We start from the raw sequence: 23,047 nt of genomic DNA on the forward strand, positions 1-23,047 counted from the left end.
ACAATGAAGGCCATCGTCCATTGCGCGTCGTGTCGGCTCTCGGCAGCCGAATTGCGTCTCTTCCATTCCCGCACCTCATCGTTCGCGCTCGGGGTAGCGCGGCGGTTGTTCCAATCCGCGGCATGTCCGCACATCGAAGATCAGGAGCTTTGCACATGCAAACGACCGACAACATGACGAGCCAGCAGGGCGCGGCAACGGGCCGCCCCGTCGGTGGACAGGCAGGCCATCCGCAGCCGCTTGCGCCTCAGGCGACGTTCGCCGATTACAAGGTGATCCGCCGCAATGGCAGCGTCGTGTCGTTCGAGCCGTCGAAAATCGCGATCGCCGTGACGAAAGCCTTCCTCGCCGTCAACGGTGGGCAGGGCGCCGCATCGGCGCGCGTGCGCGAACTCGTCGAGCAGCTCACGCAGAGCGTCGTGCGCGCGTTGCTGCGCAGCCGTCCGAACGGCGGCACGTTCCATATCGAGGACATCCAGGACCAGGTCGAACTGGCCCTCATGCGCGGCGGCGAGCACAACGTCGCCCGAGCCTACGTCCTTTATCGCGAAAAGCGCACGCAGGAACGCGCGCAGGAGCACGAAGAGGCCGTGCAATCGTCCGGGCTCAACGTCGTCGACAACGGCATCAGCCGCCCGCTCGACATGAAGGCGCTGACGGGGGTGATCGAGTCGGCCTGCGAGCATCTCGGCGATGCGGTGAGCGCCGAGCCGATCGTGGCCGAGACGGTCAAGAACCTCTATGACGGCGTGCCGATGAGCCAGGTCTACGACTCGGCGATTCTCGCGGCGCGCACGATGATCGAAAAGGACCCGGCCTACAGCCAGGTCACGGCACGCATTCTGCTGCACACGATCCGCCGCGAAATTCTGGGCGAGGAAGTGACGCAACGCGAAATGAGCGAGCGCTACGCCGAATATTTCCCGCAGTTCATCAAGCGCGGCATCGAGGCCGAGCTGCTCGACGAAAAGCTGCAGCAGTTCGATATGAAGCGCCTCGGCGCCGCGCTCGACGCGAGCCGCGACCTGCAGTTCGGCTACCTGGGCTTGCAAACGCTGTACGACCGCTACTTCCTGCACGTCGATGGCACGCGAATCGAAATGCCGCAGGCATTCTTTATGCGCGTGGCAATGGGCCTGGCGCTGAACGAGATCGATCGCGAAGCGCGCGCCATCGAGTTCTACGACGTACTCTCGACGTTCGACTTCATGAGCTCGACGCCGACGCTCTTCAACTCGGGCACGCGCCGCTCGCAGCTTTCGTCGTGCTATCTGACGACGGTTGCGGACGACCTCGACGGCATTTACGAAGCGCTCAAGGAAAACGCGCTGCTCTCGAAGTTCGCGGGCGGCCTCGGCAACGACTGGACGCGCGTGCGCGCGCTCGGCTCGCATATCAAGGGTACCAACGGCAAGTCGCAGGGCGTCGTGCCGTTCCTGAAGGTCGTCAACGATACGGCGGTGGCGGTCAACCAGGGCGGCAAGCGCAAGGGTGCGGTGTGCGCCTACCTGGAGTCGTGGCACCTCGACATCGAGGAATTCCTCGAGCTGCGCAAGAACACCGGCGACGACCGCCGCCGCACGCACGATATGAACACGGCGAACTGGATTCCCGACCTGTTCATGAAGCGGGTCATGGAAGGCGGCGACTGGACGCTCTTTTCGCCGTCCACCTGCCCCGATCTGCACGACAAATTCGGCACCGAGTTCGAGGCGGCTTATACGGCTTACGAAGACAAGGTCGCGCGTGGCGAGATCAAGCTCTTCAAGCGCATCCCGGCTGCGCAACTCTGGCGCAAGATGCTCGGCATGCTGTTCGAGACCGGGCATCCCTGGATTACGTTCAAGGACCCTTGCAATTTGCGCTCGCCGCAGCAGCACGTCGGTGTCGTCCATTCGTCGAACCTGTGCACCGAGATCACGCTGAACACGAGCGACACCGAGATCGCCGTGTGCAATCTCGGCTCGGTGAACCTCGTCGCGCACATGACCCGGCAGCCTGACGGCAGCTATCTGCTCGACCATGACAAGCTCAAGCGCACGGTGAGTGTGGCGATGCGCATGCTCGACAACGTCATCGACATCAATTATTACGCGGTGCCGAAGGCGCGCAATTCGAACCTCAAGCACCGGCCGGTCGGTCTCGGCATCATGGGTTTCCAGGACTGCCTGCACCTGCTGCGTACGCCGTACGCGTCCGACGCCGCGGTCGAGTTTGCCGACCGCTCGATGGAAGCCGTCTGCTACTACGCCTACTACGCGTCGACGGAGCTCGCCGAGGAGCGCGGCCGCTACTCGAGCTACCGCGGCTCGCTCTGGGATCGCGGCATTCTTCCGCAGGATACGTTGAGGCTCCTGGCCGAGGCGCGCGGCGGCTATGTCGAGATCGATTCGAGCGAATCGATGGATTGGACGACGCTGCGCTCGCGCATCGCCACCCATGGCATGCGCAACTCGAACTGCGTGGCGATCGCGCCGACGGCGACGATCTCCAACATCATCGGCGTGTCGGCCTGTATCGAGCCGACTTTCCAGAATCTTTATGTGAAGTCGAATCTGTCGGGCGAATTCACGGTCGTGAACGACTACCTCGTGCGCGATCTGAAGGCTCGCAACCTCTGGGACGAGGTCATGGTCGCCGATCTGAAGTACTTCGACGGCACGCTTTCACGCATCGATCGCGTCCCGGCCGACCTGCGCGCCATCTATGCGACGGCGTTCGAAGTCGATCCGAAGTGGCTCGTCGAGGCGGCCGCGCGCCGGCAGAAGTGGATCGACCAGGCGCAGTCGCTCAATATCTACATGGGCGGCGCGTCGGGCAAGAAGCTCGACGAGGTCTACAAGCTGGCGTGGGTGAGGGGCCTCAAGACTACTTATTACCTGCGAACGATGGCAGCAACGCACGTCGAGAAGTCGACGGTCGCGCATGGCGCGCTCAACGCGGTGCCGTCGAACGACGGTGGCCTCGGCGGCGGTGGCGCGGCGGGCGGCTTCGGTGCGAGCGGCGGTGCCATGGGCGGCGCGACGGGTTCGACCTCGGGCGGTCTCGATGCGGCGGCGGCAGTGGCGGTAGAGCCTCAAGCCGATGGTCCCGTATGCATGATGCGTCCGGGCGACCCGGGCTTCGATGAGTGCGAGGCTTGTCAGTAGCAAGGACAACGGCCGGCATCGACGCGCTGCTCGCTCGGCTTGGCGAGCGGCGCAAATCGAGAGCAGGCATCGACGATGCTGCACATCTGAGAGAGAAGAAATCGAACTGAGCGCATGCGTCGTCGAGTCATCGAGCGTGCTCGACTGCCCGAGGCATCGATCAAAGTGTTGTATGCAGGTCGCAGCGTGAATCGAAAACAGGAATTTTCATGAGCGAACCCTTTTATCGCTCGTGAAAAGATGGTACAAACCGTTCTAAATTGATGGTGAGAATTTATGCTCAACTGGGATGACGAGACGACTGCCGTAACTCCCTCGAGCGGTTCGCAAGCGAATGCGTTGCGTAACCCCGCAGGGCCGGTTGTCGGAACGCAAGCAGCGTCGCATCGCGCGACGCAGGCTCCGTTGGCGCAAGACATCTTCGCGGGCGATATCGCGGTCGCCCCCTATGTGACGGCCGAAGCCGCGCCGGCTCCTGAGGCCGAAGCGCGGGTGAACGTGGCCGACAAGCGCATCATCAACGGCAAGACAGACGTCAATCAGCTCGTGCCGTTCAAGTACAAGTGGGCTTGGGAGAAGTATCTGGCCGGCTGCGCGAATCATTGGATGCCGCAGGAAATCAACATGTCCCGCGACATCGCCCTGTGGAAGGATCCGAACGGGTTGACCGAGGACGAGCGCCGCGTCGTCAAGCGCAATCTCGGCTTCTTCGTGACAGCGGACTCGCTGGCAGCGAACAACATCGTGCTCGGCACCTACCGGCACATCACGGCACCGGAGTGCCGGCAGTTCCTGCTGCGCCAGGCGTTCGAAGAAGCGATCCACACCCACGCATACCAGTACATCGTCGAATCGCTGGGTCTCGACGAAGGCGAAATCTTCAATGCCTATCACGAGGTTCAGTCGATCCGGGACAAGGACGAATTCCTGATCCCGTTCATCCATACGCTGACCGATCCGGCCTTCAAGACGGGCACCCTCGAAGCGGATCAGCAACTGCTCAAGTCGCTGATCGTCTTTGCCTGTGTGATGGAAGGGCTCTTCTTCTACGTCGGGTTTACGCAAATTCTTGCGCTCGGCCGGCAGAACAAGATGACGGGTGCTGCGGAGCAATATCAGTACATCCTGCGTGACGAGTCGATGCACTGCAACTTCGGTATCGACCTCATCAACCAGATCAAGCTCGAGAACCCGCACTTGTGGACCCCGGCATTTCGCGAGGAGATCCGCGCGGTGTTCCGGCATGCGGTCGATCTCGAGTATCGCTACGCGGAAGACACGATGCCGCGCGGCGTGCTGGGACTGAACGCCTCCATGTTCAAGAGTTACTTGCGCTTCATCTGCAATCGGCGGTGCCAGCAGATCGGCCTCGATCCGCTGTTCCCGAATGAGGAAAACCCGTTCCCGTGGATGAGCGAGATGATCGACCTGAAGAAGGAGCGCAACTTCTTCGAGACGCGTGTCATCGAATATCAAACTGGCGGAGCGCTTTCCTGGGAATGACAGGAAACGCTCGCGAAACGATTGGCTGGGGTGGCCGCGGCGCGAACCGCGGCGGATATGGTTAGGAGCAAGAACGCCTGATGCAGAGCGTGCCCGGCGGCAGGTCCGCCCACAAACATGATAGGCACTTTGCGAACCCTTCAGTGGGACGGGCGAACTACCCCTCGAAAAAGCTGGCGGCCGCGCGGCCGTCAGCTCGACTCAAGCGATTGCCGGCAGGCGCGAGCGCGGTGCGCTGCGTTGCCGACTTGATTGGGCGTGCTGTGCCGTCGGGCACGGCACGCCTTGCCGTATTCATTAGCGTAAGCGCGCTGCATTCGCGTACGCCGATGAATAGCCCGCTTCGCAGCGCGCGCCCTGACCGGCGCGCAGCGGGAAGCGGGTTTTGATGAGGTGTAGTTCAAATTGACTCTCGAAACCTGAAGGAGAAAACAATGGCAACTGCCAAGAAGAAACCCGCTGCAAAGAAAGCTGCTCCGGCGAAGAAGGCCGCTGCGAAGAAGGCGGCTCCGGCCAAGAAGGTTGCAGTGAAGAAGGTCGCGGCGAAGAAGACGGTAGCGAAGAAGGCTGCTCCGGCGAAGAAGGCCGCTGCGAAGAAGGCAGCTCCGGCCAAGAAGGTTGCAGCGAAGAAAGTCGCGGCGAAGAAGACGGTAGCGAAGAAGGCCGCTCCGGCGAAGAAGGCCGCTGCGAAGAAGGCCGCTCCGGCGAAGAAGGCCGCTGCAAAGAAGACCGCGGCGAAGAAGGCTGCGCCTGCGAAGAAGGCTGCCGCCAAGAAAACCGCTGCGAAGAAGGCCGCGCCTGCGAAGAAGGCCGCTGCGAAGAAGGCCGCCGCCAAGAAGGCTGCCCCTGCGAAGAAGGCCGCTGCGAAGAAGGCTGCCCCTGCGAAGAAGGCTGCCGCGAAGAAGGCTGCGCCTGCTACGCCTGCTGCCCCTGCGGCGCCCGCTGCCTCGCCGGCCGCGCCGGGCGTCAAGACGGCACTGAACCCGGCTGCGGCTTGGCCGTTCCCGACGGGCTCGCGTCCGTAAGCGTCGTTGCAGGAAAGCGCGGCCGCGGCGTGGTTGTCGCGGCCATGCAGTTAAAAACCCGTCACCAGCGACCGGTGACGGGTTTTTTTATGCAGCGTCCGAGCATCGCATCCGCCCGTCGCGCTCTGCGACAGCCCAGCTGCGCCACCGACGCGCGCGGCTCAGTGCGTGACGCGCGTTACGCCGCCGCTCGAAAGCAGCCGCACGCGATCTCCTGCTTGGAAGATTTCGCCGGTCGCGCTTTGCGTGATGGCGCGCAAGTCGCCGTTGTCGAGCCGGACGGTGATCTCTACCCCGGAACGCTTGGCGACGCCATTCTCGACGGCATTGCCCGCGACCGCGCCGACGAGACCGCCGGCAATGGCTGCGAGAATCGCCCCCTTTCCGCCGCCGATCGTACTGCCCGCGACCGCGCCGGCAGCACCGCCACCGAGTGCGCCGATTCCGGTCGGCTGGCCGTTGTCGGAGCTGATCGTCACGCCCCTGACGCTTTCGACGGTACCCATGCGCACGGTTTGCTCGCGCTGCGCCTGGCCGGCGGTGTAGACGTCGGCCGAGCTGCTGTTGTAGGCGCACCCCGTCATCGCCAGTGCGCTGACGAGCACCGTGGCGAATGCCACACGAGCCGATGTTTTCATTTTGTTTTGCTCCTCGAAGTATTACGGCAGGCGGTAACCGAACGCCTGCTCGAACCGCTCACTGATCTCATCGCGCGATGGCGAATAGGTTTGCGGGCCCGAATGTTCAATTTTGAGCGAGCCCATGAGACTTGCCAAGCGGCCCGTCGTGGCCCAATCGAAGCCACGTTCGATGCCGTATAGCAAGCCGCCGCGAAACGCATCCCCGCAGCCGGTCGGATCGACGACGCGTGCCGCCGCGACGACCGGAACGGTTTCACGGATTCCGGAATGATGGATGTGCGCGCCGTTTTCACCGTAGGTCACGATGAGCGCGTCAACGCGGCTGGCAATGTCGTCGAGCGTCCAGCCCGTCTTGTTGCAGACCAGTTTCGCTTCGTAGTCATTGACTGCGACGTATGTCGCGAGTTCAATGGCGCGCCGCAGTGCCTCGCCCGTGAAGAGCGGCAGGCCCTGACCTGGATCGAAGATGAACGGGATGCCGGCGGCCGCCAGTTTCTCCGTGTGCTGGACCATCCCCTCGAAGCCATCCGGTGCGACGATCGCAAGGCGGACGCCGGGCGCTTCGTCGGCGCGATTCAGGTGCGATTGCATCATCGCGCCCGGATGAAACGCGGTGATCTGGTTGTCGTCCAGGTCCGTCGTAATCATCGCCTGCGCGCAGTAGGCGTCCGGCACGATACGGACATGATCCGTTGCAAGGCCGAGGCTCGCGAAGCGATCGAGATACGGTTGCGCATCCATTGCGCCGAGCGTCGCCATGATGCGGGCGTCCCCGCCCAGAAGGTTCAGCGCATAGGCGATGTTGCCCGCGCAGCCGCCGAATTCCCGGCGCATCGTGGGCACGAGAAAGCTGACGTTCAGGATATGGACCTGTTCGGGGAGGATGTGGTCGCGAAATCGCCCCTGAAAAGTCATGATGTTGTCGTAGGCGAGCGAGCCGCAGATCAGCGTAGCCAAGGCAGAAGTTCCTCGTCGGGTCGAAAGATGGGTCTGTCGGCAGTGCACCATGACAAAGCGCCGCGCTTTTACTGCGCGGCGCTGCGTCCATCAATGCACGGGCCTGTTACTTCAAAGCACCGAGGGCCGCGTCGTAGTTCGGCTCGTTCTTGATTTCCTCGACCAACTGCGCGTGCACGACTTTGTCGTTCTCGTCGATGACGACGACCGCGCGCGCCGTCAATCCGGCAAGCGGCCCGCTCTTGATATCGACCCCGTACGCCTGTGCGAACGCCGGCGTGCGGAACGTCGATGCGGTGACGACGTTCTCGATGCCTTCGGTCGTGCAAAAGCGCGTTGCGGCGAACGGCAGATCGCCCGATACGACGATCACGGCGGTATTGGCGAGCTTCGCCGCGGCTTCGTTGAACTTGCGCGTGGAGGTCGCGCAGGTGGGCGTGTCGAGGCTCGGGACGATGTTCAGCACTTTGCGCTTGCCGGCGAAATCGGCCAGCGTGACCGTCTTCAGATCCTTGCCGACCAGCGAGAATTCGGGCGCCTTTTGGCCCACCGACGGGAACGTGCCGCCGACTTCGATGGCGTTGCCGCCCAGCGTAACTTGACTCATGTTGTGCTCCGGAAATTCGACTCGGGTTATCGCGGTTGCGACTAAAGGGCCGACCGGCCTCGCGCCGGCTGGCCCGCGGTTGTCCTACTACGGGTAGAAAATCTGCACGCGGAAGTTCGTGGCGATGGCGTTGCCGCTATCGAGCCGCACGATCATCGTTTGCGAGGTGCGCGGCGGCAAGCCGTTCGCGAGCGTCGTGCCGGGCGGCAGATAGTCTTGCGGCCATAATACGCGCCGGATCGCGACCTCGTTCTTCGCGTCGAAGAGCGTCAGCTCGATGGCCGGATACGCGAGCGCGACGCTGTAACGGTTGCGCAAAGGCACGCGCAATTCGAGTTTGTGCGGGCCGTCGATCTGGCGCAAGTCCGAGGCCTCGACTTGCAGGCCATCGATGTCGCGCGGTGGTGAAATCAGGCAGCCGAACTGCGCGCATACGCGGACGAACAGCGGCTGCGATCCGGGCCAATAGACCATCACGGTTTCGCGTTGCCACCAGGCAAGCTGCGCGACGAGCAGCACCGCGAGTGCGAGAGACAGCAACGTACCGAGGACGCCGCGCAAAAAGTGCCGCGGGGCATTCGCGCGCCTTTCCCGTGTCACGGCGAAATGCGGGCCTCCATCGGCTGGTGTTGCGCTCGGTATCCCGAAGCCCTCGCCAACGGACGCGGTGTGCGACGGGCCGGGCTCGGCATGTGGCGGAATGCGAAAGCGCGGTTCCGGGTCGGCCTCCCATCGCGGGACAGCCGGCTCATGGGGTGCGAATCGCGGCTCGTCATCGGGCAGGGGGCTGGGCGATTCGGGCTCGGCGCGATGCGGCGGTTCCCGATGGGGCTCGTCGTGCGGGGCTTCGTTGCGCAGCGGTTCATGCTGCGGCTCGGCAAAGGATTCGGACAGAGGCGAGAGCGTCGGTTCACGATGCTCGCCCAACGGCACCTCATGCGGCACGGAATTCATCCGATGGCCAAGATCCGGCGTTTCGTGCGTTTCGTGAACAGCGAGCGGTGCGGTGGGGACTTCGATCGTCGTTTCGGCCGGCGTCTCGGCCGATGGAATCTCGGGCGCCACAGCGGCCGCTTCGAAGCCGGCCTCGGGTTCAGTCGCGTGCGAGGGCGCTGCCTGGGCGGGAGCCGGCGTCTCAGCCGGTGGCTCCTGCGGTTGCCGTTCGGGCGAGGCCTCAGCGGGCGCGTGCTCGCTGGTTTCCGAGCCGGCCGCGGGACCGAGCAGGTTTTGCGATGCGTCGAATACTTCCTGGCAATGCCCGCAACGCACGCGCCCGTGGGAGCGGGCGAGCTGTGCGTCCTGTACGCGGAAGACCGTTTCGCAGTGGGGACAGCGGGTGGCAAGAACCATAATGGACCGTGGCCGGCCGCAAGGACCGGTGCGTGGATCGATACGCTATTCTAAAGGCTTTCCCGGCGTACCCCCGATACGTCGCGGGTTCCGGTCAGACAAACCCAGCCGTCGAGTTCACGCCAGACGCCGAGTTCGAGCCACGGCGCATACGCGGCGGCAACTTCATCGGCTTGTCGCGCCAGCACGCCCGAAAGCGCGAGCCGGCCACCCGGTTTGACCTTCGACGCCAGCATGGATGCCATCAGCTTGAGCGGATTGGAGAGAATATTCGCGACGACGATATCGAATGCTTGGGCAGGGCAGGCATCGGGCAACGCGAACATGACATCGGCCCGATTGCGTGCGCTGTTGTCCCGCGCCGATTCGACGGCTTGCGGGTCGATATCGATGCCGAAGACCGGATCCGCGCCGCATTTTTTGGCGAGGATCGCGAGAATACCCGAGCCGCAGCCGTAGTCGAGCAGGGACTGGCCGAGCGTCACCGATTGCTCGATCCATTCCATGCAAAGCCGTGTCGTGGGGTGGCTACCGGTGCCGAACGCAAGGCCGGGATCGAGTTCGAGTATGAGCGCGTTCGGATCGGGCGCCGCGTGCCACGACGGCACGACCCAGATGCGCTCGCCGATGGCGATCGGTTCGAACTGCGACTGTGTGAGCCGTACCCAATCCTGGTCCTCGACTTCACGGACGTCGAAATGCGGCACGGTAGCCAGCGCGAGCACATTCGCCGCGGCTGCGGCCAGCACGGCGGGATCGTGTTCGGGTGCAAGCAGTGCGACTACGCGTGAGCGCTGCCACGCGGTGCGCTGCGGGGTGAGACCCGGTTCGCCGAAAAGCGGCTGCTCGTCGGGCGTATCGGCATCGGCGTCTTCGACCGACACCGACAGCGCGCCGAGATCGATCAGCGCATCGGAGTACGCCTCCGCTTGTGCGCGGTCGAGCTCGACGATCAGTTCCCGGTAGGCCATCTCAGTATCATTCCCGATGAGAGCGTCGCCGCTCACGCTTCTTCCGGCGCAGCCTGCTGCTTTTCCGCGAGGCGGTGTTCGAGATAATGGATGCTCGTGCCGCCTTCGACGAAGCCGCGGTCGAACATCAGTTCGCGATGCAGCGGAATGTTCGTCTGAATGCCCTCGACGACCATTTCCGACAGCGCGATGCGCATGCGGCGAATAGCCTGCTCACGGGTTGCGCCGTAGGCGATCAGCTTGCCGATCATCGAATCATAGTTCGGCGGAACGAAATAGCCATTGTAGGCGTGCGAATCGACGCGAATGCCCGGCCCGCCGGGCACGTGCCACGAGGTGATGCGGCCCGGCGACGGTGTGAACTTGAACGGGTCTTCCGCATTGATCCGGCATTCGATCGCATGGCCGCGAAAGACGATGTCGCGCTGGCGGAACGCGAGCTTCTCGCCCGCGGCGACGCGAATCTGTTCCTGAACGATGTCGATTCCGGTAATGAGTTCCGTGACCGGATGCTCGACCTGAACGCGCGTATTCATTTCGATGAAGTAGAACTCGCCGTTCTCATAGAGGAACTCGAACGTGCCGGCGCCCAGATAGCCCATCTTTTTGCAGGCGTCCGCGCAGCGATCGCCGATCCGATCGATGAGGCGGCGCGCGATGTTCGGCGCCGGCGCTTCTTCGATCACTTTTTGATGGCGGCGTTGCATGGAGCAGTCGCGCTCGCCGAGCCAGACGGCGTTCCTGAACGAATCGGCGAGCACCTGGATTTCGATGTGACGCGGATTCTCGAGGAACTTCTCCATGTAGACCTGCGGGTTGCCGAACGCACGGCCGGCTTCCTCGCGGGTCGTATTCACGGCGTTCACCAGCGCGGCTTCGGTATGCACGACGCGCATGCCGCGCCCGCCGCCGCCGCCCGCGGCCTTGATGATGACGGGATAGCCAACCGCACGCGCGATCTTGACGATCTCTTTCGGGTCGTCGGGCAGTGCGCCTTCCGATCCGGGCACGCAGGGCACCCCCGTTTTGATCATCGTTTGTTTGGCGATGACCTTGTCGCCCATCATGCGGATGGTCTCGGGGCGCGGGCCGATGAAAGTGAAGCCCGATTGCTCGACACGCTCGGCGAAATCCGCGTTCTCCGACAGGAATCCGTACCCCGGGTGGATGGCTTCGGCGTCGGTCACCTCGGCCGCGCTGATGAGCGCCGGCATATTCAGATAGCTCTGGGGCGACGGTGCGGGGCCGATGCAGACGGCCTCGTCGGCGAGCTTCACGTACTTCGCTTCCCTGTCCGCCTCGGAGTAGGCGACAACCGTCTTGATGCCCAGTTCGCGGCACGCGCGCTGGATGCGCAGAGCGATTTCGCCGCGATTGGCAATGAGAATTTTTTCAAACATGGCGATGGTTGGACTCTTCAATGGGCGCCGTGCGCGCCTCATGGGGAATGCGGCGGCCGGAGGGGCGAGCGTGGCGCAGGACGTCAGCCGGCGGGGCGTGCGGCTCGCACGTGGCTTGCCGGTTTCAGCCGATCACGAAGAGCGGTTGGCCGTATTCGACGGCCTGCCCGTTTTCGGCCAGGACTTCCTTGACGACGCCGTCCTTGTCGCTTTCTATCTCGTTCATGAGCTTCATCGCTTCGATGATGCAAAGGGTCTGGCCTTCCTTGACGGTATCGCCGATCTTGACGAACTCGGCAGCGCCCGGCGAAGGCGCGCGGTAGAACGTGCCCACCATCGGCGACGTGACGACGTGGCCTTGCGGTTGGGCGGCGACCGGCGCCGGAACGGCGGCGGCATCGAGGGGGGCGGCGCTGGCTGCGGGCGCCGCGGCCATCTGCGGGCTGTAGGACGTGGAGGGCTGAACGTAAACCGGCGGCGCATTCTTGACGATGCGGACTTTGCCCTCGCCTTCGGTCACTTCGAGCTCGGAGATGCCCGATTCGGAGACGAGGTCGATCAAAGTTTTCAGCTTACGTAGATCCATAGGGAATCCCCTTGTTTGTTGCATGAGGCGCCGGCCCGCAGCCCGCGCCGATTGGTGTTGTTGAGAGTCAGCTGCGCTCGCCGGCGGCGAGCCGGTCGAGCGCAAACTCGAGCGCGTACAGATATCCCTTCCACCCGAAGCCGCAGACGACGCCCTCGGCCACATCGGAGAAATAGGAGTGATGTCTGAACGGCTCGCGCCGGTGCACGTTCGAGAGGTGAATCTCGACGAATGGAATATCGACGCCCTTGAGCGCATCGCGGATCGCGACGCTCGTATGGGTGTAGGCGGCCGGATTGATGAGCACGAATTCGACGCCCTCCGCGCGGGCAGCATGGATGCGATCGACGATCTGCCCTTCGTGATTGCTCTGGAAGGTGGCGAGCTCGACCCCGGCAAGCTTGGCCCGTTCGACGAGCGCCTCGTCGATCTGCTGCAGCGTCACGTTGCCGTACACACCCGGCTCGCGCGTGCCGAGCAGGTTCAAGTTGGGGCCGTGCAGTACCAACAGTCGTGTCATGGTGGCTTGTCTTTCCGCGGAATTGCGCGAACTTTAGCGCTGTTTAGCGAAACTTGTCCAGCAACAACGGTTGTGGTGGCGGAAACGGCAGGGCTGCCGAATGGGCCGGGCGCCGCCGGTTTTCGCTAAATTCCGGCAACGCGCAGGCCGATGTACCGAATTTCCGCTAAGTTGTGCGCAAAGTGAGGGGCCGCATTATATCGCATCGAGCGCACGGCGCAGCTCGGCGGGTGTGACTTCGCCTAATTTTGTCGAACGTACGGCGCCGTTCGCATCAATTACGACCGTAAAGGGGAGGCCGCCGGCAGTATTGCCGAAGCGTCGCGCGATGTCGGCGCCGCCGAATCCGCTAACGAAGACCGGGTAGTCCACCGGGACTTTCTGCAAGAAGGTCTGGATGTTCTGCTGCGAGTCCACGCCGATGCCGACGAACCTCACGCCCTTGCCGGCATATTGGCGCGCGAGGCCTGACAGGGCCGGCATTTCTCGGACGCAAGGCGCGCACCATGACGCCCAGAAATTGACCACGAGCACCTTCCCCTTGAACGGCGCCAGCTTCTCTGGTGTGCCGTCGGGCGCCGTCAGCGCGCTGGCAAAGAGTTGCGATACGGCATCGGGTTGCACCTCGCCCAGCGCGGCCCGGTCTTGCGCGGCGAGCGCCTGGGGCGCCGATGCCTCGGGCTTGGTGGGCGTACCGCCGCGTAATGCGTGGGACGCCATGAGGCCGATGGCGGCAAGCGCGATCAGTGCGAGCGCTGCGCTGGCAAGTCGATTCTTCATCGTCTTCGATCTCAAATTCGGTCAATCGCCGGAGCGCCCCGGCGGTGCGGCCCGGTCCCGGTCTATGCCATCGAGTAGGGCCCGGACGGCCTCCGCGTTGGCGCGCGGCGCCCGACCGCGCGCGTCGGCACGGACGGCGCCGCGCAGATCGTCGGTGTCGTAAAGCGCGATGTGCACCCCGACCGGCGGTTCGTGGGCCGTAGCCCGCGCGAGAAAGCTCAGCGTCTCCACGCTGCCGCGACCGCCGAAATGGCGCGTCTCCGAAACGTCATACTGGACGTTCGCATTGAGCAGGTGAATGGCGACTTCTTTTGGATTGTCGCAAAACACCTGCAAATGGATATCCGAGTGTTCGCCCGCCGTGCCGTTCAACACCGCGCCCGTCAGATAAGGATTGAATGCCGCGAGCCGCTCCATCCAATCGAGCGCGACTTCGCGCAGATGGCGCAGCACTGCAGGCTGACTCTCGGACTGGAAGATGGACTGGTACTCGCGGATTTCCTCTTCGATCTGATCGTTGTCGGGCAACCATTCGCCCGCCACACGCGCTTGTCCGAGCACCTGCCGCGCCGCTTTGCGCTTCGCGCTGGCGTAGTCGAGCCCTTCCTCCGCGATCAGCCGCGCCGCGGCGATCGCAATCTCTTCCCGCACCCGCTGCGGGTCTGCATGAAATCGGCGAACCATCAGGCAATCATACCCGATCGGCGCGCGACGGCCGTCCGGCGCGCTGCCGCACGAGAGGCGTCGGGTACAATAACGGCCTTTTCCGAGATGCGCTCGAGCGAGCCGCGGCGCCCGAGCAGGGTCGCCGCGCCGATGCCCGGCGGCTGCTCCTCCTTTTTTTGCGACATCACCCGCGCTCGGCGGCACCTTATCGTTATGCACATCCATATTCTCGGCATCTGCGGCACGTTCATGGGCGGTCTCGCGGTACTCGCGCGCGCCGCGGGCCATACGGTCACGGGATGCGACGCCGGCGTCTATCCGCCGATGAGCACCCAGCTCCAGGCGCAGGGCATCGAACTCGTCGAAGGGTATGGCGCCGAGCAGCTCGATCTCGCCCCCGATCTTTTCGTCATCGGCAATGTCGTGACGCGCGGCAACCCGCTCATGGAAGCGATTCTCGATCGCGGCTTGCCCTATGTGTCCGGGCCGCAGTGGCTCGGCGAGCATGTATTGGCCGGCAAGTGGGTGTTGGCCGTGGCCGGCACGCACGGCAAGACCACGACGAGTTCCATGCTCGCCTGGCTGCTCGAGGATGCGGGGCTGAATCCGGGCTTTCTCATTGGCGGCGTGCCACTCAATTTCGGCGTCTCCGCGCGACTGACCGATTCGAGTTTCTTTGTGATCGAGGCGGACGAGTACGACACGGCTTTCTTCGACAAGCGCTCGAAGTTCGTCCACTACCGCCCGCGCACGGCCGTGCTCAACAATCTCGAATACGATCACGCCGATATCTTTCCCGATCTCGCCGCTATCGAGACGCAATTCCACCACCTGGTGCGTACTGTGCCTAGCGTCGGCCGTCTCATCGTCAATGGCCGGGACGCCGCGCTCGAGCGCGTGCTGGCCCGCGGCGTATGGAGCGAGGTCGAGCGCTTCGGCGTCGAGGGCGGATGGGTCGCGCGGCCGGCGGCCGAGGGCGTCGAGGTCGACGAGAGTTTCGCCGTTTATCGGCAGGGCGAGCGCGAAGGCCTCGTGCAGTGGCAGGTGCAAGGCGAACATAATCGCTTGAACGCGCTGGCGGCCATCGCGGCGGCGCGGCATGTCGGCGTGCCGGCTGCTCAGGCGGCGCGTTCGCTGTCGGCGTTTCGCAACGTCAAAAGGCGAATGGAGGTGCGCGGCAGTGTCGACGGCGTGACGGTCTACGACGACTTTGCGCATCACCCCACCGCGATCGAGACGACGATCGCGGGCTTGCGCACCCGCATCGGCGCGCAGCATGCGCGCATCCTGGCGGTGCTCGAGCCGCGCTCGAACACGATGAAGCTTGGCGTCATGAAGGCGCAGTTGCCGATCAGTCTCGCCGATGCGGATCAGGTGTTCGGCTACGGCGCACCAAGCGGGCGCGATGCGTTGGGCTGGGATCTCGCCGCCGCGCTCGCGCCGCTAGGCGCCAAGGCCCAGGCCTTCGACGATCTCGATGCGCTGGTCGCCGCGGTCAGCGCAGCGGCGCGGCCGGGCGATCATATCCTCGTCATGAGCAACGGCGGATTCGGCGGCGTGCACCAAAAGCTGCTCGACGCGCTCGGACGTCGCGCGAATGGGCGCGAGCGGAGCGCTACGTGATTCTTTATCTGCACGGCTTTCGTTCTTCGCCGAATTCGTTCAAGGCGCGTCTTTTGGCGGCCCGCCTGGCGGAGCTGGGCCGTGCCGACGAGTGGCGCTGTCCGATGTTGCCCGTATCGCCGCTCGACGCGGTCGCGCTCGTCGAAAAGACGGTCGCGGGCGCCCAGGACGTCACGCTGATCGGCAGTTCGCTGGGCGGCTACTATGCGACCTACCTCGTCGAAAAGCACGGCTGGCGTGCGGTATTGCTGAACCCGGCCGTGTTGCCGCAGCGCGATCTCTCGGCGTACCTGGGCGAGCAGCCGCTTTGGCATGGCGGCGGCAGTATCGTCGTCACGCCGCGCCATCTCGAGGAGCTCGGAATGATCGGGGTGGCGTCCGTGACGCGGCCGGAACGCTATTATCTGATCGCCGCCACAGGCGACGAGGTGCTCGACTATCGAGACATGCTCGCGCACTATCCGGGCGCCCGAACGAAGCTGATCGAAGGAGGCGATCATGCGATCAGCGATTTTGCGGATCATGCGGACGACGTGCTCGCCTTTTGCGGGGTCGAGCCGGCTCGCAGCGCTTGAGGCGAGTTCGAGAAGAGCTCCAGGCGCGCCGCGCTATCCGATGAATTGACACCGCAGCGGGCGCGCGATTTGCGTAACGCCTGCACGCTGCCGAAAACAAGTCCCAGCGAGAATATCGAGTGAACGTTTTTTTTGAGGAATCGGGCGGATTGAAGGCGGGCAGCGTGCTGTCGCGACAAGGCGATGCGCTGCAAGTCGAACTGCCGGGCGGCCGGCGCACGAAAGTGCGCGCCAAGGATGTGCTGATCGAGTTCGGCGAGCCCGCGGCCGGCGAGTTGTTGCAAAAGGCGGATACAGCGGCGCAGCAGATCGATCTCGATTTCCTGTGGGAATGCGCTCCGCCGGACGAATTTCCTTTCGCGGCGCTCGCCGACGAATATTTCGGCGCGTCGGCCGGGCCTGTCGAACGCGCCGCGCTCGTCTTGCGCCTGCAGGGCGCGCCCGTGTATTTCCGCCGCAAGGGGCGCGGGCTTTATCAGCGTGCGCCCGAGGAACAGCTCAAGATGGCGCTCGCCGCGCTCGAGCGCAAACGTCAGCAGGCGCTCGTCCAAGCCGGCTACGAGGAAGAGCTGAAGGCGGGACGCCTGCCCGCGGCATTCAATGGCAAGGCGCTCGCGCTGCTGACGAAACCCGACAAGAATTCGATCGAATACAAGGCGCTCGAAGCGGCCGCCGCGGCGCGCGGAGTGTCTCAGGCGCGGCTCATGCTCGAGTGCGGCGGCGTCGCATCGGCGCGCGCGCTGCACGAAGCGCGGTTTCTGTCCGAATATTTTCCGCATGGAACGGGCTTTCCGAGCGTCGTGCCCGGGCCGGTGCCCGACGATCTGCCGACGGCTCAGGTCGAGGCGTTCTCGATCGACGACATCACGACGACGGAGATCGACGACGCGTTTTCCGTCGAGATTCTTGCCGATGGGCGCGTGCGCGTGGGCATCCATATCGCGGCGCCCGCACTTGGCATCACGCGCGGCGACGCGGTGGACGCCATCGCGCGAGCGCGCCTGTCGACCGTCTATATGCCCGGCGACAAGATCACGATGCTGCCCGATGAGGTCGTCGACGTTTTCACGCTCAAGGAGGGCGGCCTGCGTCCGGCCTTGTCCCTTTACGTCATCGTCGATCGCGCGACGCAGGATATCGTCGCGACGGAAACGCGCGCCGAACGCGTCTTCGTCAAAAGCAATCTCCGGCACAACACGCTCGATGCGCAGGTGACGGAAGAGGCGCTCGCCAAAGGCGAAGGCGACTATCCGCACAAAGAGGAGATCGCGATTCTCTGGCCGCTCGCGCAGGCGCTCTTCGAAAAACGCCAGGCTGCGCGCGCGGGCTATGGGCTCCGACGCGAAGTGTTCGGCAACACCGACTACAACTTCTATGTCGACGGCGAACATGTGACGATCACGCCCCGCCGGCGCGGCTCGCCGCTCGATCTCATCGTCGCCGAGCTGGCGATCCTCGCGAACTCGAGCTGGGGGGCGTTTTTGCACGATCACGGCGTGCCCGGCATCTATCGTACGCAGCGCACGTTCGCCGCCGCGGGGCCGAAACGCACGCGCATGCAGACGAGCGCCGCGCCCCACGAGGGGCTCGGCGTCGCGCAATACGCATGGAGCACGTCGCCGTTGCGCCGCTATGTGGATCTCGTCAACCAATGGCAATTGCTGGCCTGCGTGCAGCACGGCGTGACGGCCAAACTCGTCGCACCGTTCAAGCCCAAGGACGCCGATCTTTTTGCAATCGTGCAGGGCTTCGACGATACCTATTCCGCCTATGCCGACCACCAGCGGCGCATGGAGTACTTCTGGTGTCTGCGCTGGATCACGCAGGAGGGCAAGCGTGAAGTCGTCGCCGTGGTCGTGAAGGGCGATCTGGTGCGTCTGGAGGAAGTGCCGCTGCTGTTACACGTGCCTGGTCTCGGTGTACACGCGCGCGGTACGCGCGTGGTGCTCGAAGTGATGTCGGTCGACGAGTTGACGGTAGAAGCATCGGTGCGTCCGACTCGTGTGCTCGACGCGCCTGGGTTGGCGGCGGGCGCAGGCGACGAGCTCGAGGCGGGCGAGGACGAGCAGCTCGACGACGTCCTCGATCCGGCGGATGCATCGGACGCCTCCGCCGAGAGGGAAGAAGAGGCGCGAGCCGAAGGCGGTGAGGGCGACGCAGGCGACGCGGGCGCACAGAGCGAGCAGCGAGGCGAGCCGGACGCTGACGGTGACGGTGACGCTGGAGCGGATGGCGCGCGCGTTTCGGGCGCGGGGCAGTCGATGGGCCCGTCGAGCCGTGCGACCCATCTGACCGAGTGAGCACGATGGAACCGATCGAACTCCCAGCGATCGCTCCGGCTACGGAGGGTCGCGAACTCTATGCCGTCGTGGGCAATCCCGTTGCGCACAGCAAGTCGCCGTTCATTCACGCGCGTTTTGCCGGGCAGACGGGAGAGCCCGTCGAATATCGCCATCTGCTAGCGCCGATCGGGGGATTCGCCGACACGGTACGTGCATTCATCGCCGCACGGGGACGGGGCCTCAATGTCACCGTGCCGTTCAAGCTCGAAGCGCATGGGCTGGCCGACCGGCTGTCCGCGCGCGCCGAGGCGGCAGGCGCGGTCAATACGCTGCGCGTCGACAGCGACGGCCTGTACGGGGACAACACCGACGGCGTGGGTCTCGTGCGCGATATCGAGTCGAACCTCGGAGTCCGTCTTGCGGGCGCGCGCATTCTGCTGCTCGGCGCGGGCGGTGCGGCGCGCGGCGTCATTCTGCCGATACTGGCTCGTTCGCCGGCTGAATTGACGATCGTCAATCGCACGGCCGAGAAGGCCGATGCGCTCGTCGACCGATTCCGTACTGCCGCGAACGATGCGGGTTGTGCGCTCGGCGGCGGCGGCCCGCAGGCGGCCGCCCCGCGCGCGTACGATATCGTCGTCAATGCTACGGCGGGCAGCCTCGACGCGGCGCTGCCCGAATGCGACGAGCGCGTTTTCGGCGCCGGCACACTCGCCTACGACATGATGTACGGCATGCAACCGACTGTCTTCATGCACCATGCCGAATCGCTCGGCGCGCGCGCGGCGGACGGTCTCGGCATGCTTGTCGAGCAGGCGGCCGAGTCCTTCTTCGTCTGGCGCGCGGTGCGGCCGGCGAGCGCACCCGTGCTCGCCGAGTTGCGCGCAACGCTCGCCGCCGCGCGCGCATGAAGCGGGGTGGCGGCTCGACGGGCCCGGCCCGCTGGGCCGTGTATGCGGTTTCGGTTGCCGTTGCCGCGTGGCTTGGAACGCAGGCCTATTACTTCGCGCAGATTGCCGTGTGGACGTTCGTCAATCCGGGATCGACTGCGTTCATGCGCGCCGATGCGTGGCGTCTTGCCGCGGACCGCCCCGACTTGTCGATCGCGCATGAATGGGTTCCCTACGACAAGATTTCGCGCAATCTGAAGCGAGCCATCATTGCGTCCGAAGACGCCAACTTCGTCAATAACAGCGGCTACGAGACGGATGCAATCCTGCAGGCTTGGGAGCGCAACAAGTCGCGCGGCAAGATCGTCGCGGGCGGCTCGACGATCACCCAACAGCTCGCGCGCAACCTCTTTCTCTCGCGCGAAAAGAGCTACGTGCGTAAAGGGCAGGAATTCGTCATTACCTGGATGCTCGAAACGCTGATGGACAAGCAGCGCATCTTCGAGATCTATCTGAACTCGGTGGAATGGGGCAATGGCGTCTACGGCGCGCAGGCCGCCGCACGCTACTACTACCGCGTTTCCGCGGATCGGCTCACCGCCTGGCAGGCGGCGCGGCTCGCCGTCATGCTCCCGCGGCCGAAGTATTTCGACGAACATCGGTCGTCAGGCTATCTGGCGCAGCGCGCGGCGGTCATCGCTCGGCGCATGGGGGCCGCGGAAGTGCCGCGCTGAGGCGTTCCCGGGTCGACCGGCGCCGCGCGCGCGTGCTCAGTCGTTCCGCTGCGCCGCTGCGCCGCTGCTCAATTGCCTTCCCAGTAGCCGACGCCGGCTTCCTTGCGCGAGACGAAACGGAAGACGGTGGAGGGCTCGCCAGCGCGGCCGGGTAGTTCGGCGAGCAGGCCGAATTTGCCCGAGTCGGGATATTCCACCACTTCGGGCAGACTCATCGTGCTCACCGCCAGATACCGCAATTCCGACTCGCCCGTATTCACGATCTGATGGGCAGCATCTTCGCCGCCAGGCGGGCATGCGATGACATCGCCGGCGCGGATCGGATAGCGCGCCTCGCCGATCCGTATTTCTCCCGTACCTTCGAGCACGAAAAACATTTCCTCGTTGACCGAATGGCTGTGACACGGAAACGCCCGCTTGCCGGGCGGCACGGCCGTCACGTTGTAGCCGAGCTTGCGCGCACCGATTGCGCGCCCGATCTGGCCGATCCGGACCTCCCCGTAACGGTCGTTCATCGATTCTGGCGGTGCGAAGGCGGCGGGCCGCGGTGAGAGTTCGACGTCGGCAAGATTGATGATCGGTTTCATTTCGTGGTCCTCGAAAGGGGCGGGCCCAGGGAAGAGAGAAGCTGCTCAATATAGAACACGTACGCGCGGCCGGCGCTCATCTCCCCCTATCGAGCCTTCGCGGTACGCAATCGCCGGCATGACCGGATGCGCGAAGAATCCCAATATATGGACGTTGAACTCATATGTTGAACAGTCGAAGGCGGCCGCCTACAATCTCGACGAAATGACATGGGAGACAGCGATGAACCCCCCCGAACAAGCGGCGCATACGCCCGACGGGCCGGATACGTCGGATATACCGGAAACGCCGGGCGGCGCAGCCTTGGCCGCCGCGCTCTCCTCGCGCGCCGGTGCGGACGAAATCAGCCTTTCGGGTACCCCGCTCGACATCGCGAACCAGCAGGCCGGCACGCAGACACTGCTGCGCGGCCTGGCGATTCTCGAAGCCGCGGCCGCGGGCGCGCACGACATGCGTGCATTCGCCGCGGTGCTCGGCACCTCGCGCAGCACCACGCATCGTCTGTTGAACAGCCTCGTGCAGGCGCGGTATCTGCGTCAGACGCCCGCGGGCTATTTGTTGGGACCGAAGCTGATCGAGCTCGGTACCATCGCGCTCGAGCAAATGCCGCTGACGGCGGTGGCGCGCCCCCATCTCGAGCGGCTCGCGCAAGCCACGCTCGATACGATCCACCTGGGCGTACGCGATGGCGACGACGTTCTCTATATCGACAAGATTTCCGGCCAACGCGGACTCGAAATGCGTTCGCGTGTCGGACACCGGATGCCGCTGGCGTCCACAGGGATCGGCAAGGCACTGATGCTCGATTTGAAGCCGGACGATTGGGAGCGGCTTTTCGACGTCTCGCGTCGGGCCCTCGCGGGCGTGACGTTCAAACCCGAGAATCGGCCCGACAAGCCGCTCTTCCTGCACCGCATGGTGCGCTATGCAGCAGGCGGATTCACGTTCGATCTCGAAGAAAACGAGACGTCGATCCGCTGCGTGGCGGGACCGGTGCGCGATGCGTCGGGTGCGATCGTCGCGGCCGTCTCGGTTGCCAGCACGGTTCCGTACATGTCGCTCGAACGCATGGACGAGCTCGTGCCGCTTGTGCAGCGCGAGGCACGCGGAATCTCCGAGGAACTCGGCTGGCGCGCGCCCCAGGGAACACGGCGGATCAAACGATGATCGGATCGCATTCGACATTTGCCGAGCCGGCACTGATCGGGCTCGATTGGGGCACGACGTCGCTGCGCGCCTATCTTTTCGATGCGCAAGGCAACGTACTGGCCACCCGCGCATCGACTGCCGGAATCATGAACTTGCCGCGGCCCGGCGGCTTCGACGTCGCGTTCGAAGCCGTCGCTGCAGAGTGGTTCGAGGCGTTCCCCGATCTGCCGGCGATCGCCGCGGGCATGGTCGGCAGCGCTCAAGGTTGGCGCGAGGCGCCCTATGTCGATACGCCCGCCACGGCGCGGGAGCTCGTTGCGGGCATCGTCGATGTCGCGACGGCGCGCGGAGTCGTGCTTCACATCGTACCGGGCGTGATCGAGCGCGGCGAGCTGCCGAACGTCATGCGCGGAGAAGAGACGCAGATCGTCGGGGCGCTCGCAAGCGATGCCGCGCTCGGTGCAAACGGCGCGGCGGCGCTCGTCGGATTGCCGGGCACGCACGCGAAGTGGGCCGTGGTGCGCGGCGAACGCATCGAAGCCTTTCATACCTTCATGACGGGCGAGCTCTTTGCCGCGTTGCGCGATCACACGATCCTCGGCCGCACGATGACGCAGCCGGCCAAGCCCGACACGGAAGCATTCCTGCGCGGCATCACGGTGGCGAAGAACGCCGATCATGCGGGGCTGCTGGCGACGATCTTCAGCACCCGAACGCTGGGCCTCACCGCGCAGTTGCAAGCGGACCAGCAGCCCGACTATCTATCCGGGCTCCTGATCGGGCACGAACTGGCCGGCCTTCGGGCGGTGCTGGCCTCGCGAGGCGAGGGGCTCGAGAACGAGGCCCTGCGGCTGATCGGGGAGCCCGCACTGTGCGAGCGGTACCGACTCGCGCTGGCGGAATTCGGCAGCGCGAATGCCGCGATCGTCGAGCATGCGGCCGAGCGCGGATTGTGGCGCATCGCCGTGCAAGCCGGGCTCGTCGGCGGCGCGGCAGCGCCGGCCGCGAACGCGGTCGGCACCACGGACCTGGGCCGCTGAGCGGCGCATCA

At 64.7% G+C, this 23,047-nt stretch carries 21 protein-coding genes and 1 pseudogene; 11 read left to right on the forward strand and 11 right to left on the reverse strand.

All coding sequences use genetic code 11. From position 1 onward, the window contains the following. Positions 1-155: 155 nt before the first annotated feature. From ACR9ZC_RS09560 to ACR9ZC_RS09575, 4 genes and pseudogenes are all read left to right on the forward strand, one after another. The gene (locus ACR9ZC_RS09560) at positions 156-3,149 is read left to right on the forward strand and encodes a ribonucleoside-diphosphate reductase subunit alpha (protein ID WP_481580093.1); all 2,994 of its coding nucleotides are present in this window, start codon (positions 156-158) and stop codon (positions 3,147-3,149) included. A 276-nt stretch (positions 3,150-3,425) separates the two neighbouring features. Continuing rightward, a complete protein-coding gene (locus ACR9ZC_RS09565; protein WP_481580094.1) occupies positions 3,426-4,652 on the forward strand; it encodes a ribonucleotide-diphosphate reductase subunit beta in 1,227 nt (408 codons plus the stop codon). Between the two features lie 80 nt (positions 4,653-4,732). After that, a pseudogene (locus ACR9ZC_RS09570) lies at positions 4,733-5,051 on the forward strand (hypothetical protein). Positions 5,052-5,086: 35 nt separating this feature from the next. Then, the gene (locus ACR9ZC_RS09575; protein WP_481580095.1) at positions 5,087-5,677 is read left to right on the forward strand and encodes a histone H1-like DNA-binding protein; all 591 of its coding nucleotides are present in this window, start codon (positions 5,087-5,089) and stop codon (positions 5,675-5,677) included. 161 nt (positions 5,678-5,838) lie between these two features. On the opposite strand, the gene ACR9ZC_RS09580 is transcribed toward ACR9ZC_RS09575, so the two are convergent. The 10 genes from ACR9ZC_RS09580 to ACR9ZC_RS09625 all read right to left on the reverse strand — a co-directional run bounded on the left by ACR9ZC_RS09580 (position 5,839) and on the right by ACR9ZC_RS09625 (position 14,173). Further along, a complete protein-coding gene (locus ACR9ZC_RS09580) occupies positions 5,839-6,315 on the reverse strand; it encodes an outer membrane lipoprotein (protein ID WP_481580096.1) in 477 nt (158 codons plus the stop codon). 21 nt (positions 6,316-6,336) lie between these two features. Then, a complete protein-coding gene (locus ACR9ZC_RS09585; protein WP_481580097.1) occupies positions 6,337-7,275 on the reverse strand; it encodes a carbohydrate kinase family protein in 939 nt (312 codons plus the stop codon). Positions 7,276-7,381: 106 nt separating this feature from the next. Next, positions 7,382-7,882 carry a thiol peroxidase gene (tpx, locus tag ACR9ZC_RS09590; protein WP_481580098.1) on the reverse strand — a complete coding sequence of 167 codons (501 nt, stop codon included), beginning with the start codon at positions 7,880-7,882 and terminating at the stop codon, positions 7,382-7,384. 87 nt (positions 7,883-7,969) lie between these two features. After that, on the reverse strand, positions 7,970-9,232 hold the full coding sequence (locus ACR9ZC_RS09595; RefSeq protein ID WP_481580099.1) for a DUF3426 domain-containing protein: 1,263 nt from the start codon (positions 9,230-9,232) through the stop codon (positions 7,970-7,972). A gap of 50 nt (positions 9,233-9,282) precedes the next feature. Further along, positions 9,283-10,203: a 50S ribosomal protein L11 methyltransferase gene (gene prmA, locus ACR9ZC_RS09600; protein ID WP_481580100.1), complete on the reverse strand. Its 921-nt coding sequence runs from the start codon at positions 10,201-10,203 to the stop codon at positions 9,283-9,285. A 32-nt stretch (positions 10,204-10,235) separates the two neighbouring features. Then, positions 10,236-11,603: an acetyl-CoA carboxylase biotin carboxylase subunit gene (gene accC / locus ACR9ZC_RS09605; protein ID WP_481580101.1), complete on the reverse strand. Its 1,368-nt coding sequence runs from the start codon at positions 11,601-11,603 to the stop codon at positions 10,236-10,238. A gap of 124 nt (positions 11,604-11,727) precedes the next feature. Next, positions 11,728-12,189 carry an acetyl-CoA carboxylase biotin carboxyl carrier protein gene (accB, locus tag ACR9ZC_RS09610; protein WP_481580102.1) on the reverse strand — a complete coding sequence of 154 codons (462 nt, stop codon included), beginning with the start codon at positions 12,187-12,189 and terminating at the stop codon, positions 11,728-11,730. A 67-nt stretch (positions 12,190-12,256) separates the two neighbouring features. After that, complete coding sequence (gene aroQ / locus ACR9ZC_RS09615; protein ID WP_481580103.1) at positions 12,257-12,709, reverse strand: type II 3-dehydroquinate dehydratase; 453 nt, start codon at positions 12,707-12,709, stop codon at positions 12,257-12,259. A 195-nt stretch (positions 12,710-12,904) separates the two neighbouring features. After that, a complete protein-coding gene (locus ACR9ZC_RS09620) occupies positions 12,905-13,489 on the reverse strand; it encodes a TlpA family protein disulfide reductase (RefSeq protein WP_481580104.1) in 585 nt (194 codons plus the stop codon). A gap of 21 nt (positions 13,490-13,510) precedes the next feature. Beyond that, a complete protein-coding gene (locus tag ACR9ZC_RS09625; protein WP_481580105.1) occupies positions 13,511-14,173 on the reverse strand; it encodes a UDP-N-acetylmuramate--alanine ligase in 663 nt (220 codons plus the stop codon). A 132-nt stretch (positions 14,174-14,305) separates the two neighbouring features. Here ACR9ZC_RS09625 and mpl point away from each other — a divergent pair, with 132 nt between their 5' ends. From mpl to mtgA, 5 genes are all read left to right on the forward strand, one after another. After that, positions 14,306-15,778, forward strand: a complete 1,473-nt coding sequence (mpl, locus tag ACR9ZC_RS09630; protein WP_481582632.1) for a UDP-N-acetylmuramate:L-alanyl-gamma-D-glutamyl-meso-diaminopimelate ligase — start codon at positions 14,306-14,308, stop codon at positions 15,776-15,778. Further along, positions 15,775-16,353, forward strand: a complete 579-nt coding sequence (locus ACR9ZC_RS09635) for a YqiA/YcfP family alpha/beta fold hydrolase (RefSeq protein WP_481580106.1) — start codon at positions 15,775-15,777, stop codon at positions 16,351-16,353. Before mpl ends, ACR9ZC_RS09635 begins: the two co-directional genes overlap by 4 nt. A gap of 119 nt (positions 16,354-16,472) precedes the next feature. Continuing rightward, positions 16,473-18,653 carry a ribonuclease catalytic domain-containing protein gene (locus tag ACR9ZC_RS09640; protein ID WP_481580107.1) on the forward strand — a complete coding sequence of 727 codons (2,181 nt, stop codon included), beginning with the start codon at positions 16,473-16,475 and terminating at the stop codon, positions 18,651-18,653. A gap of 5 nt (positions 18,654-18,658) precedes the next feature. Next, the gene (gene aroE, locus ACR9ZC_RS09645; protein WP_331571374.1) at positions 18,659-19,546 is read left to right on the forward strand and encodes a shikimate dehydrogenase; all 888 of its coding nucleotides are present in this window, start codon (positions 18,659-18,661) and stop codon (positions 19,544-19,546) included. After that, a complete protein-coding gene (gene mtgA, locus ACR9ZC_RS09650; protein ID WP_481580108.1) occupies positions 19,543-20,259 on the forward strand; it encodes a monofunctional biosynthetic peptidoglycan transglycosylase in 717 nt (238 codons plus the stop codon). The genes aroE and mtgA overlap by 4 nt, the downstream gene beginning before the upstream one ends. Positions 20,260-20,327: 68 nt before the next feature. Here the strand turns inward: mtgA and ACR9ZC_RS09655 are convergent, their stop codons facing one another. After that, the gene (locus tag ACR9ZC_RS09655) at positions 20,328-20,846 is read right to left on the reverse strand and encodes a cupin domain-containing protein (RefSeq protein WP_481580109.1); all 519 of its coding nucleotides are present in this window, start codon (positions 20,844-20,846) and stop codon (positions 20,328-20,330) included. Between the two features lie 223 nt (positions 20,847-21,069). On the opposite strand from ACR9ZC_RS09655, the gene ACR9ZC_RS09660 reads away from it, so the two are divergent. Together ACR9ZC_RS09660 and ACR9ZC_RS09665 are read left to right on the forward strand one after the other, a co-directional pair. After that, on the forward strand, positions 21,070-22,014 hold the full coding sequence (locus ACR9ZC_RS09660; protein WP_481580110.1) for an IclR family transcriptional regulator: 945 nt from the start codon (positions 21,070-21,072) through the stop codon (positions 22,012-22,014). Beyond that, positions 22,011-23,036 carry a 2-dehydro-3-deoxygalactonokinase gene (locus tag ACR9ZC_RS09665; RefSeq protein WP_481580111.1) on the forward strand — a complete coding sequence of 342 codons (1,026 nt, stop codon included), beginning with the start codon at positions 22,011-22,013 and terminating at the stop codon, positions 23,034-23,036. The genes ACR9ZC_RS09660 and ACR9ZC_RS09665 overlap by 4 nt, the downstream gene beginning before the upstream one ends. The last annotated feature ends 11 nt before the right edge of the window (positions 23,037-23,047 follow it).

This window comes from Trinickia sp. HAY1-2D, assembly GCF_056754935.1.